A 20,867-nucleotide genomic window follows, 5' to 3' on the forward strand; every position below is an offset into this window, starting at 1 on the left:
CAAGTTGGTATACGGATCTTTGTACGTCGTGTGTGCGTACGTGCAGCGAACGTCGCGCAACGTCTATGGTTCCTGCGCACCGTGCATGTGGGCAGGCGAACGTCAACGGCTCATCGTTAGTCGAGACAGGAGGAGAGCGAGTGATCTCATGGCATGCCACCCCGAACTCCGTCCCGATGTCACCGGGTACGGACCCGACATTGACGGACTGGACAATATGGGGCGCGTTCTCCTGGGTTAGGCGCGGGCAATCTGTCCGAATCCTGGCGACAGCAGCCAGATACATCTGTATACGGGACAAATCTCGATCTCCAAGGGGTTCGAAAGGCATTGTCGGCAGCCAGTTCGACGCGAAAGCCTCAATGGTTGCCGAAGATGCACCGCAATCTTGATGCAAACCCTCGGCACGCCGGCCGAGCTCCTGGACTGTTCGCGGCAAGGGTTTGACCTGGCAGCTCGACGGTGGCATCTTCCCTGTGCGCCCTGCGCATAGAACCCGGCTACTTCTCATTGTGTACTGAAATCGAAGCCCCCGCACCGCGTTAAACTGGCACGAAGGGAGAGTCTTGGATGCCTGGCCCGCAGCGTTCCGCCCTAGGATCCTTCGTATTGATAGCGGCCGTCGTAGGTTTCGGTGTCGGCGCGTTTGCCTACACTGCGGGATGGCTCAGCCCTGACCGCCTTACGTCGACGAAGCTAGTAAGTGCGTTGGCGCCTCCTGGCGGACCTGCTCTCGGACATCGGAGAAACCACGCAAAGGGCGTCTGCTTCACTGGCACATTCGAAGCGAACGGGAACGGTAGTGCGATTTCACGGGCGTCAATGCTTGCCGCCGGACAGTACCCCGTCCTTGGCCGCTTCAACCTTGCAACGCCGGACCCGAATGCTGCCGATCCGACAGTTCGAGTTCGGGGCATTGGCGTACAGATCTCGGCGCCTGACGGCAACGTCTGGCGGATGGCTCTGATCGATCCGCCTGTTTTCGCGGTCTCCACGCCGCAAGGTTTCTACGATTTGCTTAATGCGTCCGCGAGCACGAATCCGGAAGCGATGAAAGGCTTTGTGGCAGCGCATCCAGAATTCGCTGCGTTCGGCGAGTGGGCGACCAAGGCTCCCTGGACGGCCAGCTACGCCGAGGTGGCGTTCAACAGCCTCAATGCATTCATTTTCAAGGATGGGTCGGGCGCAGAGCACGCCGTTCGTTGGTCTTTGCGTCCGGAGGCGCAGGCCGCGCCGATCACGGCCGAAGACTTCGCCAAGCTCGGCGCCAATCATCTTGAGCAAGATATCACCGAACGCGTTGCGAGGTCGCCTCAGCGTTGGACGCTCCTGCTGACGGTGGCCGATCCCTCCGATCCGATATCAGATCCTACCAAGGCCTGGCCGCCGGGGCGACGTACTATCGAAGCTGGAACTCTGGTCGTGCAGAAAATAGAGCCGGAGGCGGACGGCCCGTGCCGTGACATCAATTTCGACCCGACCATCCTGCCTGACGGAATCAAGGTTTCCGACGATCCGTTCCCCGCGGCCCGCTCGGCAGCCTATGCCAAATCCTATGATCTGCGGACATCGGAAGCGAGCAGTTATCCTCGAACAGGAGCGAGCGCGAGGCCATGACGGACGGAATCAAGACACGATTCTCAACCATCCAGCGCTTGTTGCACTGGCTGATGGCGATAGGCATCCTGGCAATGCTCTTCATCGGCGTCGGAATGGTTTCCACCATCGGACGTCAGTATGTGCCGCTCTTGCTGACGCACAAGACGCTCGGGATCGCCATTCTTGTCCTTGCCCTGGTTCGCCTCGTGATTCGCTTCATATCCGGCGCTCCACCGTTGCCCGCAGACCTTCCGGAACCGATGAAGCTTGCCGCCCATCTGTCCCACGTAGGTTTGTACGTGCTGATGATAGGGATGCCCTTGATCGGGTGGGCGATGTTGTCCGCCGCCGCTTACCCAGTCGTGCTCTATGGCGGCATAAGGCTCCCCCCGATACTGCCGCAGAGCGACACCCTGCACGCACTCCTCTGGAGCGCGCATTACTATCTTGCCTTCGCGTTCTTCGCTCTTGTGTTGATGCATCTTGCGGCGGCGCTTTTTCACGGGCTCGTCCGTCGCGATGGGGTCCTCGAGACTATGCTGCCCGGCAGATAGCGGTGGTGTTCGTGGAAGGGTTATCGTCACTGCCAGGCCTTCAACCGAGGCAGCGCTGAGTATGATCATTCGGCTATAGAGTTCGCTTTCTTGGAACCGTCCTTTGGCGGCCAACCACGAACTCACACCAGCCACGAAGCAGACCCGGCTTCCCGGGAATCCCTGATTTCCTTTTGACCGAGAGACGGCATTTGACATGACCGACACCGTTGTTCTTCTCCACGGCATCAGGAGGACCAGCGCTTCCATGCGCAAGTTTGAAAAGTACCTGCAAGCCCAAGGCTACATTACGCGCAACGTCAACTATCCTTCGACCCGCTACCCCATTGAACGGCTGGCGGAGATCGTTACTGAGGAAGTCGAAGATGCGTCTGAGAGCAACCGAGAAGGCCGTCTTCACCTGGTAGGACATTCCATGGGTGGATTGGTCATCAGGGCCATGTTGAAGAACTACCGACCATCAAATCTCGGGCGAGTGGTGATGATCGGCACTCCAAATAATGGCAGTCAGGTCGCAGATTTCTTGAAGAAGGTGCCGCTGTATAAAGCAGCTTTCGGCCCTGCCGGCCAGCAGCTCGTCACCGATCAGAGCACGTTCGCCCATATTTTCGGTCAGGTGGATTTCGAACTGGGTATCGTCGCCGGAACCCGAACCATCGATCCCGTCTCGTCATTGATCATCGGCTATCAAATCACCAACGACGGTAAGGTAACGGTAGAAAGCACGCGACTAGCCGGAGCTGCCGACCATATCGCGATCGCTGCCAACCACACATTCATTCCATCGAACAAAGTCATGTGGGCGCAAGCCCTTTCGTTTCTTCGAGACGGCAAGTTTCACCGATGAACGCCTTGACCGGATTCGAACCAGTTGCCACCAACTTTAGATACGCGACACTAAAGCTTATCTTAGCATTCAGCCGCTAGAGAAGGTGATCGTGCTCTGGAAGGTCTCGCAACGACGTTCCGAAGAGCGCTGCCGGGCAAGGTGCCGGCAGCATCGGTTTCGAGGCAGGCCGCCTGTTTCGTCTGGATGGTAGTTCGAGGATCATGTCTACTGAAACAGCACACTCGATCGGCCTGCTGGAGCGCCTTGCGCAGCCGCGAACCCGGTCCCGCCGGATCGTCGAGTGTGTCATTCTGGCTGTCTGGCTCGTCGCGGTCGGCCTTCAGGTATTCCATCATGTGATGTTTCGCGATGAGGTCCGTGCCCTGACACTGGCTCTTTCCGGCGACAGCATATGGGCTATGCTGCGGACAATCCATGGTGAGGGTCATCCGGCGGCCTGGTATCTGCTTCTGCGTGTTGCACATCTGATATTCGGAAGCGTAGAGGTTCTCCCCGGCCTTGCCCTGCTGGTCGCCACTGCCGCAGTGATCTTGCTTCTCTTCCGCTCACCATTCCCCCTCATTCTGGTCGTCTTGATCATAGGAAGCGACGCTTTCGCCTATGAATATTCCGTCATGGCCAGGAACTACGGCATATCGGCGTTGCTGCTCTTCGTCATCGCCGCAAATTACCAGGCCTGGCGGACGCGAGGATATCTAATCGGCGGGCTGCTCTTTCTCCTCGCCAACACCAATGTCATTGCCGCCATCATGACCGGCGGCTTCCTGCTCTTCTGGTTCCTAGACCTCCTCGAAGACCGCGCCATGCGCTCGTTGCCGTCATTGACCAACTTCTTCGTCAATGCGGTGATCGCGACGGCCGGACTGGTGGTCTGCGGCATCACCATCCTGCCGACGTTCAACGATGCCGCGGTTGTCGATCTCTCGATGACTTCACCAGTCGAACTGGCCGTGAGTGCGCTCTTAAACCCAGCAAGCACGACACCGGGCGCCCTATTCCCGGCCGTGCCGATCCCGATCGGATCACTAATCCTCTTCGGTGCCACGCTCGGCCTTCTGGCGAAACCCGCCGCTTTCGTCGGGGCCGTTGTCTCGCTTCTCGTCTTCTCGCTCTTTTCCAACCTGGCATCGGCCGGCGGTGAAAGGCATGCGCTCGTTTGGTTCTGCTTCTGCCTGTCGCTTTACTGGATTAGTTGGGATCGGATCGCGGATTGCTTTTCAGGAGAACAGGCGCTCCGTTCGAATGCGGTGGTTCGCTTCGGCTGCGGGCTGTTGGTGATAATGGCGGGGCTGCAGGTATCGTTAGGGTTCAACAAGGTGACCGATGCAATTGGTGGCAGCAGGGTCGAGAGCCGCAGTGCGGATCTTGCCCGTCTCATCGGCTCCCGGCCGGAACTCGCCAAGGCAACCATTGTTGCCGAGCCGGACTATCTCGCCGAAGCTCTGCCATATTACATCGACAATCCACTATATCTGACCCGCGAGCGCAAATTCGGGACGTACGTCCGCTTCACGAAGAAGGGTAAGCTCGACGTGGATCTCGGAGAGACGCTGAAAACCAGCCAGGACCTGCGCGCCGACACCGGGTCTCCGGTGATAATCCTGATGCAGCACAAGCTGAAGAAAATAGTTCCGGACCAGGTCTACCGGGAGGGTTACAACTGGACCTTCCATGCCTCGCGTCAGCAGATCGACGATTTTCTGTCCACGACAACGCTGCTCGCCGAATTCGGCCCTGCGAATTATTTCGAAACCTATGATGTGTATCTATTGGACGGTGATCGGAAATAGACCGTCTGATGATGAAGGAGGCGTCGGGCATGAACACAAGCTTGGGTGACCGCAGGGTGACCGCATCAGGCCGAGCGGGTTTGCGCGACTATATCGCCATTGCACGGCTCGATCACAGCACGAAGCATGTCTTCATCGTTCCCGGCATCATCCTCGCCTATCTTCTCCGAGGGGTCAGAAACGACGACCTGGCGCCCTCGATCCTGCTCGGACTTGTGACCGCGCTCTGCATCGCATCCGCGAACTACTGCATTAACGAGTGGTTCGACCGCGAGTTTGACCGACATCATCCGACGAAATCGCAGCGGTCCGCCGTACAAAGCGCAATGAACGGCAGACTGGTTCAGCTCGAATGGACCCTGCTGCTCATCGTCGGCCTCGGCTGCGCCATCCTTTCGAGCAAACTTCTGTTCTTCGCCGCCTGCTTGTTCGCGATTCAGGGAATCCTCTACAATCTTGACCCGATCAGAAGCAAGGACAAGGTCTATCTCGACGTCATCTCGGAATCGATCAACAATCCGATCCGCCTGGTGATCGGCTGGTCAATGATCGACTCCACGAGCCTCCCGCCGGGATCGATCATACTGGCATACTGGTTCGGCGGCGCGTTCCTGATGGCGGCCAAGCGCTTGTCGGAATATGACGAGATAGTCGCTTCGCATGGAAAGGAGCTACTGTCGCGCTACCGGGCGAGTTTCGCCCAATATACGCAGGTCTCGCTAACCGCCTCCTGCATTGCCTATTCGCTGTTTTCGATTGCCTTTCTGTCTGTCTTCTTGGTCAAGTATCGCATCGAGTATATGCTCGTCCTGCCCTTCGTCGTTGCCCTATTCACGGCCTATTTCGTGATGGCGACGAAACCGGGTTCTACGGCGCAGAAACCGGAAAAGCTGTTCCGCGAGCCTGGCCTGATCGCGATCGTCGCGGCCCTGGTGGTGGCCTTCATCTTCACGACACTTGTCGATATCCCGCTTCTGGTGACGCTGACCGAGCAGCACTACATTACCATCCGATGATCGCGGGGAATGTCGACTGGGGCAGTATCCGCTTCGTCGCCTTCGACGTCGATGGGACACTCTACAACCAGCGCAGGCTACGCCTTCGGATGGCCGGCGAAATGATTGCTGATGCGGTGGCGAGCGGCAGCCTAACCAATCTGTGTGTGCTGCGCGCATACCGCTCCTTGCGCGAAACCGTCGGAGAGGAGGAGATCGACGATTTTCAGGCGAGCCTGATGGCGCGAACCGTCGCGCGAACCGGCCAGCCAACCGAAAGGATAGAGGCAATCGTCAGCGAGTGGATCGAACGTCGTCCGCTCGCCCATATCGCATCCTGCCGGTATGAAGGAGTGGTGGAGCTGTTTGCAGCGCTCAGACGGCAGAACAAGGCGATCGGAATCTATTCTGACTATCCCGCCGACCAGAAGTTGCAGAAGATGACACTGTCGGCCGATTACGTATTGGCCTCAAGCGATCCCGACGTCGGCATCCTGAAGCCGGATCCGCGCGGCTTGCAGATGCTGATGCAACGCGCTGGCGTGGGGCCGGCGCAAACAGTTCTGATTGGGGACAGGCCAGAGCGGGATGGCCTTGCGGCGCGCCGCGCCGGTGTCCTGCCACTCATTCGCTCCGACAAGCCGCGGGAGGGCTGGCTGACATTTTCGACATATTCGGACCAGTTATTCGCAGCGTTGCGACGATGACGCACACTGAGATATCGCGATCCTTGTAGAGAGCCTGCGATGGTCTCGCAAACCGATCTAATATATGTGAGATTCCGCACTCTTGGCGTCTGGCAGACCGCCACCGAGAAGGCCATAGAACCGAAGCCACCTGGACGCGTGCGCTCCTCGGATCCGCCAGCCAAGGGGCGGATCATTTCGAAAAAAATGGTGCAACGCTAATTTGCGATCTCTCCATATATTCCTGAAATTTAAATCATTCATGTCGAACCTCAACGCGTAGAGCCATCCGGGCGGACAGATTCTCTGCCTCGCCCTTTTTCCCACGACTTTTCGTCCGGCCAGCGTTTCCACTTCGCGTCGCCGTGCTGTGACCAGCATTTATTCCTGTGACCCAGGACAGAAGCGTCCATAGACAAAAATAATATTCTCACACCACCGTGCGTATGACGCGTTGATGACGCTTCCGCTGGGATCGCAATGCGATACTCTCGCCACTCAAAGCAACGCCCAGTCTCTTCACCCTTTATGACAAGTCAGCAGACAGAAGCGGAAAACGTAATCGGGACGACGACGGGAAACATGAAATCCACAAGACCCCTGCAATCCGGCCTGCCCGAAAGTCTTCTTTTAACTGGAGATTACCCTTTATGCGACTTATTACTTCTCCTATCCAGACAACAATGTCATGAGAGGATTCATAGTCATGCAACGCCTTGGAAGCCGATTGCGGATCGATCCTGTACACTTTACACGCTTTACTAACATTTTGGCGTGTCGCTCTCCCCGCACGTTGTTGTTCGTCGCCTCCAATGTGTAAAGACCTCACCTCATGACTCGCACGAGCCGCGCTCGGCCGCCCTACCTTCGAACCGTATCGATGAAAAGCGCATGGAACGAATTTGGTTCATATCCGTTCTCGCTTCCCCTGTTCAAGCAAGGTGATTTCAGCCTCAAATTTGACCATCAAATTACGATCATCGTCGGAGAGAACGGAGTGGGCAAATCCACTCTGCTGGAAGGCATCGCTGTTTTGGCTGGATTCGATGACGCGGGAGGAGGCAATGGGTATCGTCCTGTTGATCATTCAATGGCTGCGGAAACGTCAGGCGGCGTTCTGGCCGAAAGTCTTGTGGGCGGTTGGCTTCCTAAAACCTCTGCCGGTTGGTTCTTCAAGGCCGAGACCTTCTTCTCTGTCGCTCGCTATCTGGATCAAGCGGCAAGGGAGAGCCATGAAGTTGGCCCGGACTTTCTTTCCTACTCGCATGGCGAAGGTTTCTTGAGGTTCTTCCACGAGAGGTGCCGGCGGCGAGGAGTCTTCATCTTGGACGAACCCGAGTCCGCCCTATCGCCGCGTCGCCAAATAGAACTTCTGAGAATATTGCAGGAAGCGGAGGTGGCCGACGAAGCGCAGTTTATCATCGCGACCCACTCACCTATTATCATGGCATATCCGAATGCACGGCTGTTGCACATGACGGATAAAGGTTTGTCAGAAATTGACTACCGGATGACGGATCATTTCTCGTTAATGAGCGCGTTTTTATCCGACCCGGAAGGTTTCTTGAGCGAAAAGCTGCTCAAAGAGACCTAGCTGGCCCGTTACCGGGGCCGGCGTTCTTCACTTTCTTCGACTTGGCAGCTGGTATTCGCAATGCAGAGAGACTGATCAAAGTTGTTTCCACGACAACTCCGACCGCAGAGATCCTGCAGTGACTGTCGAGCCGTGACTTGTTGCGCCTACAAGAGATGGCGTACCTGAAACCACCCATCTCTACCGCCAGCGGTCTTTAGTCAGTATTTCAATCTTAGATACCACACTCGCATTAATAATTTTGCCCTCGTCGACAGCGATGCGGCATGAAACTATGTCATCTGTGGTGGAAAGCGCGTTGCGAAAAATCCTATTAAAGAACTTATTCTCTAACGCTACTCTTGCAACTGTCATCCCACTTGGAACCCGGCCGAGCGCATCTTTCTTCAATCTTCTATAGCTTCGAGAAAAAAATAGCGTGTATTCTATTTCGCCCGGAGGAAAGGCTCTCCTGCCAAGTGCATCGATTTTATCAATGGAATCTTCAGGAAGTAATATATACGTCGTTGTTCCCTTCCAGCTCAGTCTTCTTTCAATTGTCCTCTCCATCCAAGCCGTAGTTTCATCTGCAGAATATCCCAAAATGTAACTTTCTAGGTATTCCGCACCATTAGACCATCCGTATTCGTATAGAACCTTTTGAAGCTTCATATATACGTCAAACCGCCAAGTCTGCTCCGGACGGGCAACAAAAATTAGATTTGTATTGGGCGGCCCGAGCGGATTTGTAAATGTCTCTCGCGACACCGTTAAGCCCATTGATAATGCGGCGTTTGATATTTCTTTCTCTTCACCCTCGAACTTTTGCGCGTATGGGAAGGTGTAAACTGCCATCGCCTTCCGCCCGTCTCGAATCATCCCAAATTCATCTTCGGAGCGACCTGACGCCCGTGATGGTGCTTCACCGTCATCCGCGAACAATACATTCGGGTCAAATTGAGTATTACTCGGCGTCATCAGCTGTTGGCCTATATCCATTGCTTTTGAAGAAGCAGTTAGCACATATGAATCTACCAGGGGCTTTGGGATCAGGAAATTGTCCACTTTGGAATCGATAACCTGGGCTGTCCTTACACGTAGAGTTGGGTCCATCGCAGCGGGGGCCCCAACGTCCCTCACCCGGACTGCAGAGGCCGAAAGGATCAACACGATTGAGCGGTTCATTCTCCACATAGGCGAAGAGATTGACGCCAGAATAAAGTTCGCCAGCCGGGTCGCGTGAAACCCACCGTCCGACACTTGGATCGTAAGCACGAAAAAGTGTTAGCCGAATGCCACTGTCAATGCTGTCCATTGTGTGTGCGAAACCGAAGTCCGTCAATTGCGCCGCTTTTGGAAGCGGCACCCCATAAGGATCGTAGTCAAACACCGGAGCGCTCGTGGAACTCTCAAATACGCGACGAACTGACCCTATCTGGTCGAGACCATAGAAAAGGGTGGGATCTACGGTGCCATACTTATATTCGCCCTCGGCCACATAGCTCCGTGTGACGGCGTAAGCGGCGTTGCGCGATTGGCAAAGCTCACTGCCGCACCAAGCGTATTTCGAAGTGATCGCGTTGCCACCTGTCGTCGGAAGGTCCTCGATTGTAACGCGACGGCCAAATCCGTCATACGAAAAGCGCGTCTGCCTGCCTGGTTGCGAGGCGTATTCAATGCCGACAAGCCGATTATCCGCATCCCAGGAATAAGTGTGCTCGCTGTCAGCCAGCAGATTACCGTTAGGGTCGTAATTGTACGTCTGCCCGGAAACTTCGGTAATCTCATTCAGTGTGTTGAAGGAGACATTTTGCGCAGGGGGACTCGGCTCGGCGACGACGGTGTCACTTGCTTGGGTTATACCTGAGATGAAATTTTCCGGTGTTGTTTCGAACGTGAAATTCGTGAACTGCCCAGCGGTTAAGCCGGTATTGGCGATCCCCGCAAGCCGCCGGTCGTGGACATTATCAAGGTAGCTCCAAGTCGTCTTCAGGGGGGAGGTGGCGGGGAGTAGCTGACGAACCGTCAGCTGCTGCGTCTGTCCAAGATAGCTGAGCTCGAAGGCGCCAAGATCGCTGGAGTGGTTGGTGACACGTCCAATCGCATCATGCTGAAAGGTCTCTGGTCCGCTGCCGGAAATCTGCCGGCTCACCGAACGCCTCAAGGCATCATAGCCATAGCTGATCGTATGCGAGCAACCTGTCGCTCCGTTCGCCGTGAAGCACTCCTGGGCAAGCTGCTCAGCACCGTCGACGAACGACGGATTGTAAGCGTAGCTGGTGACGCCGACGCCATCGGTCATCGTCGCAAGCCGCGCGAAATAAGGATCGTAGGTGAACGTGACGTTCGGCGTCGAATTGACGGCAGTGAAGTAGGTGAGCCCACTCAAATTGTCGTCGATGGCATATGAATATTGCTTCGTCTGGCCGAGCGCATCGAGTGCGCTCTTCAGGCGGCTGGTCGTCGTCTCGTAAGTGTACGTGACCGTGCTGTTGTCGGCATATTTTTTCGACGTCTGCCGATCCTGGACGTCGTAAAACCACGACGTCACATTTCCTTTGGGATCGGTGAGCGACGTCAGATTGCCGGACGGATCATAACCGGTTTTGGTGGTCTGACGCAGTGGATCGATGACGGCGATGAGGCGTCGATTGGCGTCATATTGATATTGCCAGGAGCGTCCCTCGCGATCCTTGTACGCAACAAGCTCCAGGCGCTGATAGGTATAGCGCGCCGATGTCCCATCGGGATAGGTGATCCGCGTCAGACGATCGGCAGCGTCATAATCGAAGGTGACGGTCCAGCCTTCGGAATCGGTGTAAGTCCTCACACGAGCAAAGGCATCATAGGTGTAGCTTGCGGCCGTTGCGCCATTGGCATTGACCGTCGAAGCAGGGTTCGCATTTGCGTCGTATTGATAGGTCGTCTGCTCGCCGAGAGCGTTCGTTAGCGATGTAATCTGGCCAACGCTGTTATAGGCGTAGGTCGTCGCGCGACCGGCCGCATCCGCATAGTAGATCGGTCGATGCTGCTTGTTGTAGAGATATTGGGCAAGCGTCGCCCGAGTTCCGAATTCGCTTGCCTGACTGACGGCGGCAATATCGATGCCATTTGTGTAGGCGTAGTAGGTCGTGCGACCGTATGGGTCTGTCGCCCGGGTGATATTCCCGCTGCTATCGTAGTCGAACGTGCTGATCTGCGACGTGCCGTTATCCAGAACCCGTCCGATTGCCGTCGGTCGATCGTAGGTGCCGCCATAGAGGGTTCCCGTGGAACCGGATTGGCCAGGATATGTGTACCAGACCCGGTTCTCCAGCGGATATTTCTGGCTCTCAATTGCGGTGCCTTTGATCGACGTCCCCGGCATATGGACGAAATGCCGTATTCTGGCCTTCGTGTAGTCGCAGCCGCCTGTATCCGTGCATCCCGCTGCCACATAGGCGCTTTTGTCCCAATGGAAACTGTTGCGGTAAGTCAAATAGGCATTCGTCAGCGGAAGCGGCATGCCGACCGGGACGGTCCCGGCTGGATCGCTTGCCGGGATCGGCGCCGGCTCAAGCCACTCCTCGCGCTCCTTGTTGCCGAGTGGATCGGTGATCTGCACGAAACGGGGCGGGCTTGCGGTTCCAGGAGCGGTATAGCTGAACCGGGTCGTGCCATATGGGGTGGTGAGGCTGTCGATCAACGAATTGGCGTCGTAGGTGAAGCTCGACGTCAGGCCGATGATGTCGGTGAGCGAGATCAGACGGCCCATCCCATCGTAGGCCAGCGTGGCGCTACGCTTAAAGGGATCGGAGATCTTGCTGACGAGCAGCGGCCTGCCCGGCACCTCATAGCTGAAGGTCGTCTCCCGTCCGACAGCGTCGGTGATCGAGGTCAGCCGCTTCTGGCTGTCATAGTGAAGCGTCGCCGCGTTGCCTTGCGGATCTATGACCTGGCTGAGAAAGACCTTTCGAGGGTAAGCGGTGGTGGCATCCGCCTGCTCATAGATTTCCATTCCACCATCGCGTAGCTGGCGACGATAACGGACCGGCGACTGGGACACTATGGAGAGGATCGAGCCGTCGGTGTCCTGCGCGGCAAAGGTCCTTCGAACCGCGTCATAGCCGCTGTAATAGAACGCGCCGCCCTCACCCATGACGCGCGAGACGTTCGCGCCTGGATTGGCCGGATCATCGATGACGTAGCTCGACCAGTTCATCGACCACTTCTGTCCGATGTTGAAGTAATCAAAGTTCGCCGGCTGGCTGTCCTCACGCTGGTTGTAGCTGATGTTGACTTTCATCGAAGGGCCAATCGGCGGCACATAGCCTACTGGCTGATCCGACAACGCTACGCTGACGCTCGACTCCTTGATGTTCACCACGCAGAGAGGCGCACGGCATTGGCCACCCGGCCCGCCGGCTCCACCCGAGCCGCCAGATCCACCTACGCCCCCCGCACCTCCTCCAGCGCCGCCACCAAAAGCCGGAGGCCCCGGAGGATTGCCGGGTAGACCAGGATCAGGCGGGTTCGGGCCGCCGCCGCCCGCTTCAGGATCGCCGGCACCGCCGGGTCGCGTCCCGTTTGTCGGACCCTTCCCGCGGACCGTGCCGGCTTCGGCGAACGTCAACGTTTTCCAGCTCGCGTCTGAGGCGGCCGTCTTGGGCACCATGAAATAGCCGCTCGCCTCGGCGTCCAGCGCTTGCGGCGTCACCCAGATATCGGCACTCGGGAAGACAGCGTCCCGGACATGATAGCGTCCGTTCTCCTTACCGACGATCGCGGCAAAGTGACCGACTTTCCAATGAACGATGGACGGGAAAGGGACGGGCTCACCCGGCGCGCGCTCGACGAAACGATAGTTGAGCTTCAGGCGGTCTGCGAGACCGCCGAGTTCGGAGAGCGTCGTTCCTTCCGGGCCGGCATTGTAGAACTGCAAAAAGTTCAGCGTATTCGGGTCCGCATTCACCGCCAGCATCAATGCCCGCAACGCGAGCGGGCCGCAATTGAACAGGTGGCGCGGATCGGACTTCACGAGCGTCAGCATTTCGCGTGCGGACTGGATCGACTCCGTCGCAGGGCCGGAGACTTTCCTCTGACCCAAGCGGTCGAAGAGTGCTGTCAGGTCATCGGACTTTCCAAGATTGGCTTCAAGTCCTGCAAGCTCGCCGATCGCCCTATCGACCAAAACGCGCGCCTCGGGTGAAGCGGCATCAGCGCCCTCGGTCCAAGCGTTTTGCCAGGCCTCGATCGCGCGCGAAAAATAGCCGTCGTGCAGATAGGACAAGCCGATATTTGTCCATAAGCCGCTCGCCCAGCCACTGTGGGGATATCGCGCAAGAAATTCGGTTAGGCTTGAGAGGTCGGACGGATCGCTTCGATTTTTGAACGCATCCAGTGCCGCGGAAAGCGCCGTGTCTTCCGTCGCACTCGTGGCCTTCGTGACGACCAGCGGCTCATGCAGCCCAGCAATTGTCGGCATGGCGATCGACGACAAAGGCGCGGCGGTCGCCCCGGTTCCAGCGGCGATCAACCCCGCGATAAATAGCCCAACGGTGACGGATTTGAATACAGACATCGATCAGCTCTCTCGTGAGACGTCGGAAGGCATCAGAGGAAAAGGGGTGAGACCTGATCAGGGCGGCGTCCAAAGAATGCAGCCCCACGAACCGGAACCCCAGATCGCGTTCGACGCACCGCTGGTCCAGTTCACCCCTCCCCAATTGACCTGTCCCCAGATCGGCGGGGATGCCGCTGTCGTGACGGTCTGCTGGGAGGTGCGATTGCCGTTAGGGTCGTAGGCCCACAGGACGCATTTGGAACCCTCGTAGCGGCCAGTCGTCAGCCGCCCATTCGCGTCGTAACCGAACTGCGTTGATTTGGTATCGGCGAGCGCCGGCAGAGCGCTCGCTAAAAGTGCAAACATTACAATGACCTGCAGGGAGAACCGTACAATCATAGGGGGCATTCCTGTGAAAATTTGTTTACTGCCTGCCGACCTGCATCTTGAGTATTTGAGTTTCAAGTACTAGCTTCCGCGGCGATACAGGTCACTGCAGAGGACTTTCTTCCCTGCTTTGGGCGACAACATTTCAGTATTTCTGCGTGCAGTCAGCATTCTCACAGAATAAATACAATTACAACCCGAAAAAATCGGCGTTTTCGAAACATTATTGCGCGTTAAAATCTGGAAATTCTCGGATTTCTGGAGTGCTGATCCCTATATCGTTAGATCAACAGCATTGAAACGAATTTTTGTTACTGATGCTACGTTTCCGCAGTTGACCAGATTGCTTTAACCGTGCAAAGAAAAATGCAGCTTTTGCCTGTAGTTTTGCTTTCATCCTCCTCGACAAGGACAAAACCCGATGCGCCCGGAATGCAACTTTGCGCTGTGTATCGCTCTGGCCGCCGTTCTGGGGCTAAGCGCGTCGCCGGCCGGCGCCGCCTGCACTGTTCCCAACGTCCTCTCCAACGGTCAGACCGCCGACGCGACCCAGCTGATGCAGGATTTTTCTGCTGTTGCCGGCTGCGCGGACGCAGCAGCACCCGCCGGCACGGCGAACTCGCTGCAGTATAAGACGCCCGCCGGGAGCCTTAGCGGACTGTCTTTCACTAACGGGCAGCTACCGATCGGAACGACCGGCGGCGCGCCTCAAGCCAAGGCGCTGACGGCCGGGCCTGGTATCGCCATTACGGATGGGCCGGGCAACATAACGATCACCGCAACGAGTAGTGGTTCTGCAAACAGCGTTGATTGGCTGAATGAAGCGGCTGTCATTCGCCCCAGCGTCAGCGCATTTTCGTTTCTCACCTCAACGACTGCCCCGGCTGGTGCATCGCTCGTTTCAACCAGCCGCGGAATGGCGCTGCGTACAAGCTCGAATGCGAACGGCACGTCCTTGATGGGCGAAACGCCGACACCGGCCGGCCGCTGGCAGGCCACCATGCTTGCGGTCTATTCCGGACCGCTCACAACGTTCAACCTGCCGACCATTGCGGTTCGCGACTCGATCAATCACCGTGCAGTCGAATTCGGGATTGGCGGGGCCAGTACGACAAGCTACCTCTTCGCCTATACGCGCACGATCGGAGGACAAGGCCTCGATACCGTACTCGGACAGACGACCACCACGGATGTCGGTCTTCCGCCGCCATCTCAACCAATATGGTCGCGCCTGACCTATGACGGGACCAATTTATCATGGTCCTTCTCCCGCGACGGCGAGGTGTTCAGCACCGCCTTTACCGTCCTTGCCAACGACAGTTTGACGAACCTTGATCGTGTCGGCCCCGCGACCCTGTTCCAACAGCCCACTCAGGCGGGCTGGCCATCGGCCTATCACATTCTCTCCTGGCAGCTCGTCAGTCTTTGATCCGGGCACGCCATACGGACGCGAGGATTTTCCATGCATAAGGCTTTGTTCACCGCATCTACCCTCATCGCATTGCTTGGCACCGGATCCACTGCGGCCTACGCGCAATGCACCCTGCCCAATCAGCTTGTCGCCGGGGACGTTGCCGATGCAGCGAAGGTGATGGCGAACTTTTCCGCGCTTGCAGGCTGCGCGGATGACCAGGCGCCGGCCGGCCCCGCCAACGCAGTTCAATTTAATTCCGGAAGCGGCACTCTTGGTGGCGTTGCGCTCGGCGATGGTCAGACTATCATCGGGTCGACGGGCAATCCGCCGCAGGCCGGCTCGCTGACTGCCGGCGCTGGAATAGCGATCACCAACGGTCCCGCCTCGATCACAGTCACGGCAACCGGTAGTGGGACAGGCTCCAGCGTCGACTGGCTCAATAAGGCCGCGGTCGTCAAGCCAACCGCCTCGGCGTTTACCCTTCAAACGTCGACGACACCTCCATCGGGCGCCGCCGTCAGCGCGACCACGCGCGGTATGCTGCTGTCGGCCGGCACTATCGCCGACAACAGGGCGATGATGGCGGAAGTGCCCCTTCCCACTGGCAATTGGCAGGCGACCATGCTGGCCGTCTATACCGGGCCGATTTCGTCGTATATCTCGCCGGGCATAACGATCCGCGATTCTGTCTTGAACCGGGCCGTGTCCTTTACCGTCGACGGTAATGGTAGCGGCTACCGATTTGACTACAATCGTTCGACGGGTGGCATAGGGCTCAATGCCTATGTCAGCGACGTGGTGATTCAAGATGCGGGTTTCTCGACCCCAAGCGAGCCGGCCTGGGTGAGATTGGCACGCAATGGCACCAATCTGACCTGGTCATTTTCCCGCGATGGCGAGAATTTCACACCGGTCTACACAATTTCGGCGACCGACTACCTCACCAACCTCAGCACCATCGGTCCTTCAGTCACCTTCTACCAGCCAACCCATCCAACCTGGAATTCCGGTTACCATGTGCTGTCCTGGAACCTCGTCGCGAACTGACCCCTGCTGCAGGAGCGTTGTCATGTCCAAGAGCCTTTCTCTGATGTCTATCGGGCTTCTCTTTGCGGTTAGCACCGGCGCTGCGGAGGCGGCCTGCACGGTACCAAACCAGATCGTCAACGGTGGCATCGTTGATAGTGCGCCGGTGACGGCCGACTTCAATGCGATCGTCGGCTGCCTCAACGCCGTTGCCCCTGGAGGTTCGGCCAATAGCCTGCAGTTGAACAACGGCAGCGGCGGGTTTTCCTCCGTGGGCCCTCTGACCAATGGTCAGGTTCTGATCGGATCCTCAGGCGTGCCTGCCGCCGCGAACCTGACTGCGGGAGCGGGCATTGCAATTGCCAACTCCCCGGGCGGCGTTACGATTTCGACAACGGGAACGCTGGGCGGTGGTGGTGCCGACTGGCTGAATGGCGCAGCGGTCGTTAAGCCGACGGCGGCCAACTTTACCTTGCGGACATCGACGACTCCGCCGACAGGTGCGGCTATTGCGGCAACAGCGCGGGGAATGGTCCTGTCAGCGACGGCGATCGTCAATGGCACGGCGATGATGGCGGAAATGGATGCGCCTGCAGGACGTTGGCAGGCGACGATGCTCGGGGTCTATACCGGCAGCATTTCCAATTACAACCTTCCATCGATCGCCGTCAGGGATGTCGCGAACAACAGAAGCGTCGAATTCGGAATAGGCGGCCGCCAAGGCGCTTACCGTTTCGATTATTTCGTTCTGAATGGCGGGATCGGGTTGAACACGCGTGTCACTGATGTCGAGATCGTGGACATTGGATTTCCTCACCCCGCACAGCCGATCTGGCAGCGCCTCACCTATGACGGAACGAACCTGATCTGGTCCTTCTCGCGCGACGGTGAATTCTTCATACCAGCCTATTCGATTGCGGCGAGTTCTGCCCTCGTCAACCTGAACAAGCTCGGACCGGCAATAGTGTTTGGCGCAAACACCACGCAAGCTTGGCCGTTGACGTTCCACGTCCTCTCATGGAATGTGGTCAGCCTTTAGTTACCGCGGTTTGGCATGCGATACCGCGTCCAAACGCTCTTTGCAATTTCTTTGCTCTTGTTAAGCGAACAGTTGAAACGCGTCGAGATCGTTGTCCGGCCCCGCTCATTGAAGGCCGTTGACCACACTTTGGTGAATACGTTCGAGCTGGTTCCACGCGACTGGGTTATTTCGCCATCGCCAGAATGTGAACTATTAGTAACTTGAAATACAAAGCGCAGAGCGCTTTATCCGGGCGATGAACCCGAAGCACTTCATCTCGGCCATGAGCGTCGCGGCTTTGACGGCATGCTCACATATCGAGCCTCTTGAGACGCCCCTCGCCCAGTCAGGTATCGATAGTGAGGGATTTGAGGGCGCAAGTGAACTGAGGACGGGCCGGAAGGAAGCTTCAGGATCGCGGACAACAACACGTGTGGCGCAAGCCTGACTAAATTTGTACAAATAGTTTGTACTAATGGGTATCTCGCCTATATATTGGCATCATGATCGATTTTCGGAGCGCTTTGAATGCCCCAGTCGACGTACAAGATCAGCGAAGCCCGCAAGAATTTCGCCGAGGTGCTCGAACGCGCCAATCAAGGCCAAGAAATCATCATCATGCGTGGCAATCAGGTCTATGCCCGTATCGGCCCCGCCGACACGGGCGGCCGTCGCCCATTTGGCCTCCTGCGTCACCGCAATCTACCTGACAATATCTTCAACGAAACCGATGACGCACAAGCCGCAATCGATGCCGGCGATTTCAGTGACGATATCGGCATATGGCAAGGCAAGCCGAACGACGGTGGCCGGTCGCAATGAAACTTCTGCTCGATAGTCGCGCTGTCTATTGGTGGACAATCGGGAGCGAACGCCTGTCAGTTACTGCACGCTCCTTGATCGAAGACAAGGCAAACACCGTACTGGTCAGCGCCGTGTCATTCTATGAGCTCAACAGCAAGATGCGGCTTAAGAAACTGGATCTCGAACCTCAAGAACTGCGGGCGGCCGTCACGAGCAGCGGCATGCAGACTATTGCCATCAGCGATTTGCACGCCGAACTCGCAGCAAGTTTTGACTGGGATCACCGCGACCCGTGGGATCGCATCCTCGCTGCCCAGGCACGACTGGAACACTGTGCCTTCGTTTCCCTCGACCAGGCATTCGATGCCGTCTTGCATGAGCGGATTTGGTAGGAAGTTTGCCAGAGCCGCTCATATTTTAGGCAAGTCGTCCTGCCGTTCGGCCCTGAAACTTGGTATCGATAGTGATTGATTTGAAGGCTTCGTCAAACCTATGACCAGGTTGACGTTTCAATCCCGCTTGATCCGGTCGAGACCGGTAGCATTGCCATCGATCAGCCATCAGTTGAGCAATTTGGACATGCGTCGCCGATGTGGCACATGCTCCTTTTCGGCGGCGTATCCCATCAGCGGACCTTCCCACGATCGACCCGTTCGGTGTTTTTTGAACTTCTAGAAGATTCATTAAAAATGCCCACCTATAGTAGACGTTTTGACCGTGACAGCTTATTATATACTTCGTCAGGGTTGGGTTTATCATCTGCTGGGAGGGGTCTGCTGCTCAGCGGCAGCTTGGTATTACCGCTTTATTGCTCGTAATGACGTCATCTTGAAATTGGCCGTCGAGCCGAAACTGTCGTGATTGGACCTAAGGTTCACCGCGCCCTGAGTGCAATGCTGTGATTGCGAGCATGTCATGCAGTGACCTGGTTTTTTTAGAGATCCGCCCCCACGCGAAAACAGGCCTGCCCCTTCCCCGGGGGCCGACCCTTAACGGCTGAATGCGTGCAGGAGTGGCTTGCGCGTTTAGCGCCGCAAATGGCAGATAAGCCATCATCGCTATCCAGGTAGGCCTCACAGACGTCATTTCATATCTGATCTACTGACATTGTCGCGAAGAACTGTTTCGTGTCCGGAAAGGGATTGTCTCTCGTCCAAGCTCCGTCGCTTTCGTTCATCACAAGGGCCGGTCGTTGGAAAATCCCTTCCCCTCGCGCAGGAGCAATAGCCATGAAAGCGAATTGCTGGGTGCAGTACTCGGGGGAGATTGCCGACGATCTGAAAGCACAGATCGCGGTTGCTCTGACAAAGGAAGGCATCGTAGTCATGCCGCCGGATGGCGCAGATCAGGGGTGTCTAGGCCTGTATTTCATCGCGCCTCCCCTGGGAGCTGCAAAATTTCCCTTTCGTAGCGACAAGGACCATGTGATCGCGGTCGTCATGGCATCGGGCAGTCTTTCACAAATGGCAGGCTGGCCTTTGCTGTGGGCAGGCGCTGCCGACGTCATCTACTGGAGCGACGTCGGCAAGGTCGCGTCTCAGATAAAGGCGCGCTTCCAACGGAAACTATCAATCGACCAGCTCTTTGAAAAATCCGTCCTGGGTGACCTTGTGGTGGGCAATAGCCACCAATGGCGCAGCCTTCTGCGTGACATCGCCGAAACCGCCCATTTCGGTGACACCCCGATTCTTTTGATGGGCGAAAGCGGCACAGGCAAGGAAGTAACGGCAAGGCTTATCCACGCGCTCGATCCGCGTCCTCAAAAGCGCGACATGGTGATCCTCGATTGCTCGACCATCGTTCCGGAACTGTCGGGAAGCGAATTTTTCGGCCATGAGCGCGGCGCCTTCACCGGAGCGCTGAACGATCGCCAGGGTGCATTCGCCCTGGCGGATGGCGGCACGCTGTTTCTCGACGAAGTCGGTGAACTTCCTCTTACGCTGCAGGCCCAGCTCCTGCGCGTCATCCAGGAGCATGCCTACAAGCGCGTGGGCGGCAGTATCTGGCACCACACGCGCTTCAGGCTTGTCTGCGCCACCAACCGCGATCTTGCCGACATGGTCGAACAAGGCACTTTCCGCGCCGATCTCTATTTTCGCATTGCCGGCTTCGTGACACGCTTGCCACCGCTTCGGGAGCGGACCGAAGACATCATCCCGCTCGCGCATTATTTCATTCGCAGGATGTGCGGCTCAAAGCGTCCTCCGGTTCTCGACGATGCCGTGTGCCGATACCTGATGGAGCGCAGCTACCCGGGCAATATCAGGGACCTCCAACAGGTCATCGCCCGCCTGATGTATCGTTGCGCCGATGACGGCATCATCAGCATCGGCTACGTCCCCCGCAATGAGCGCCCCGCCGACCTTGCCAAGCTCCAGGATTGGCCCGATGATAGTTTCGAGACGCTAATCCAGCGGGCGGTGCTGCTCGGCGTCGGGCTGAAGGAAATCGGACGGGCTGCCGAAGACTGCGCCATTCGATGCGCGACGCGCCTTGAGAATGGCAGCCTGCAGAAAGCAGCTCAACGGCTAGGCGTCACGGATCGGGCCCTGCAGATCCGTCGAGCCAACACGCGCGACCTTCCAGATAGGCGAATTGACGACGTCCGACCGATCAACTGATCGTT

At 57.2% G+C, this 20,867-nt stretch carries 16 protein-coding genes; 13 read left to right on the forward strand and 3 right to left on the reverse strand.

Features of this window, described 5'->3' with window-relative positions:
* Positions 1 to 570 precede the first annotated feature (570 nt).
* The 7 genes from AC1DM5_RS24460 (at position 571) to AC1DM5_RS24490 (ending at position 8,068) form a co-directional block, all read left to right on the forward strand.
* Positions 571 to 1,617: a catalase family peroxidase gene (locus tag AC1DM5_RS24460; protein ID WP_477975884.1), complete on the forward strand. Its 1,047-nt coding sequence runs from the start codon at positions 571 to 573 to the stop codon at positions 1,615 to 1,617.
* Positions 1,614 to 2,153: a cytochrome b gene (locus AC1DM5_RS24465; RefSeq protein WP_477975886.1), complete on the forward strand. Its 540-nt coding sequence runs from the start codon at positions 1,614 to 1,616 to the stop codon at positions 2,151 to 2,153. The genes AC1DM5_RS24460 and AC1DM5_RS24465 overlap by 4 nt, the downstream gene beginning before the upstream one ends.
* Positions 2,154 to 2,349: 196 nt before the next feature.
* Positions 2,350 to 3,000, forward strand: coding sequence for an esterase/lipase family protein (locus AC1DM5_RS24470; RefSeq protein WP_477823808.1), 651 nt, complete (start codon positions 2,350 to 2,352; stop codon positions 2,998 to 3,000).
* A 203-nt stretch (positions 3,001 to 3,203) separates the two neighbouring features.
* Complete coding sequence (locus AC1DM5_RS24475) at positions 3,204 to 4,793, forward strand: hypothetical protein (protein WP_477975888.1); 1,590 nt, start codon at positions 3,204 to 3,206, stop codon at positions 4,791 to 4,793.
* A 29-nt stretch (positions 4,794 to 4,822) separates the two neighbouring features.
* A complete protein-coding gene (locus AC1DM5_RS24480) occupies positions 4,823 to 5,809 on the forward strand; it encodes a UbiA prenyltransferase family protein (RefSeq protein ID WP_477975890.1) in 987 nt (328 codons plus the stop codon).
* Positions 5,806 to 6,495 (forward strand): HAD family hydrolase, encoded by a 690-nt coding sequence (locus AC1DM5_RS24485; RefSeq protein ID WP_477823811.1) that lies wholly within the window; start codon positions 5,806 to 5,808, stop codon positions 6,493 to 6,495. The genes AC1DM5_RS24480 and AC1DM5_RS24485 overlap by 4 nt, the downstream gene beginning before the upstream one ends.
* Positions 6,496 to 7,306: 811 nt before the next feature.
* Entirely contained in the window at positions 7,307 to 8,068 is a 762-nt protein-coding gene (locus tag AC1DM5_RS24490; RefSeq protein WP_477823812.1) for an AAA family ATPase, read from the forward strand.
* A 180-nt stretch (positions 8,069 to 8,248) separates the two neighbouring features.
* Here the strand turns inward: AC1DM5_RS24490 and AC1DM5_RS24495 are convergent, their stop codons facing one another.
* From AC1DM5_RS24495 to AC1DM5_RS24505, 3 genes are all read right to left on the reverse strand, one after another.
* Complete coding sequence (locus AC1DM5_RS24495; RefSeq protein ID WP_477823813.1) at positions 8,249 to 9,025, reverse strand: hypothetical protein; 777 nt, start codon at positions 9,023 to 9,025, stop codon at positions 8,249 to 8,251.
* Positions 9,012 to 13,526 (reverse strand): RHS repeat-associated core domain-containing protein, encoded by a 4,515-nt coding sequence (locus AC1DM5_RS24500; RefSeq protein ID WP_477975892.1) that lies wholly within the window; start codon positions 13,524 to 13,526, stop codon positions 9,012 to 9,014. The genes AC1DM5_RS24495 and AC1DM5_RS24500 overlap by 14 nt, the downstream gene beginning before the upstream one ends.
* Before the next feature lie 138 nt (positions 13,527 to 13,664).
* Positions 13,665 to 13,955, reverse strand: a complete 291-nt coding sequence (locus AC1DM5_RS24505; protein WP_477823815.1) for an RHS repeat domain-containing protein — start codon at positions 13,953 to 13,955, stop codon at positions 13,665 to 13,667.
* 442 nt (positions 13,956 to 14,397) lie between these two features.
* On the opposite strand from AC1DM5_RS24505, the gene AC1DM5_RS24510 reads away from it, so the two are divergent.
* The 6 genes from AC1DM5_RS24510 to AC1DM5_RS24535 all read left to right on the forward strand — a co-directional run bounded on the left by AC1DM5_RS24510 (position 14,398) and on the right by AC1DM5_RS24535 (position 20,862).
* Positions 14,398 to 15,405, forward strand: a complete 1,008-nt coding sequence (locus tag AC1DM5_RS24510) for a hypothetical protein (protein WP_477975894.1) — start codon at positions 14,398 to 14,400, stop codon at positions 15,403 to 15,405.
* Between the two features lie 33 nt (positions 15,406 to 15,438).
* On the forward strand, positions 15,439 to 16,437 hold the full coding sequence (locus tag AC1DM5_RS24515; protein ID WP_477975896.1) for a hypothetical protein: 999 nt from the start codon (positions 15,439 to 15,441) through the stop codon (positions 16,435 to 16,437).
* Positions 16,438 to 16,459: 22 nt separating this feature from the next.
* Positions 16,460 to 17,455 (forward strand): hypothetical protein, encoded by a 996-nt coding sequence (locus AC1DM5_RS24520; RefSeq protein ID WP_477823818.1) that lies wholly within the window; start codon positions 16,460 to 16,462, stop codon positions 17,453 to 17,455.
* Between the two features lie 510 nt (positions 17,456 to 17,965).
* The gene (locus tag AC1DM5_RS24525; RefSeq protein ID WP_477823819.1) at positions 17,966 to 18,259 is read left to right on the forward strand and encodes a type II toxin-antitoxin system Phd/YefM family antitoxin; all 294 of its coding nucleotides are present in this window, start codon (positions 17,966 to 17,968) and stop codon (positions 18,257 to 18,259) included.
* Positions 18,256 to 18,633 (forward strand): type II toxin-antitoxin system VapC family toxin, encoded by a 378-nt coding sequence (locus AC1DM5_RS24530; RefSeq protein WP_477823820.1) that lies wholly within the window; start codon positions 18,256 to 18,258, stop codon positions 18,631 to 18,633. Before AC1DM5_RS24525 ends, AC1DM5_RS24530 begins: the two co-directional genes overlap by 4 nt.
* An 837-nt stretch (positions 18,634 to 19,470) precedes the next feature.
* The gene (locus tag AC1DM5_RS24535) at positions 19,471 to 20,862 is read left to right on the forward strand and encodes a sigma 54-interacting transcriptional regulator (protein WP_477975898.1); all 1,392 of its coding nucleotides are present in this window, start codon (positions 19,471 to 19,473) and stop codon (positions 20,860 to 20,862) included.
* Positions 20,863 to 20,867: the final 5 nt, after the last annotated feature.

Source organism: Rhizobium sp. 01T437, assembly GCF_056398505.1.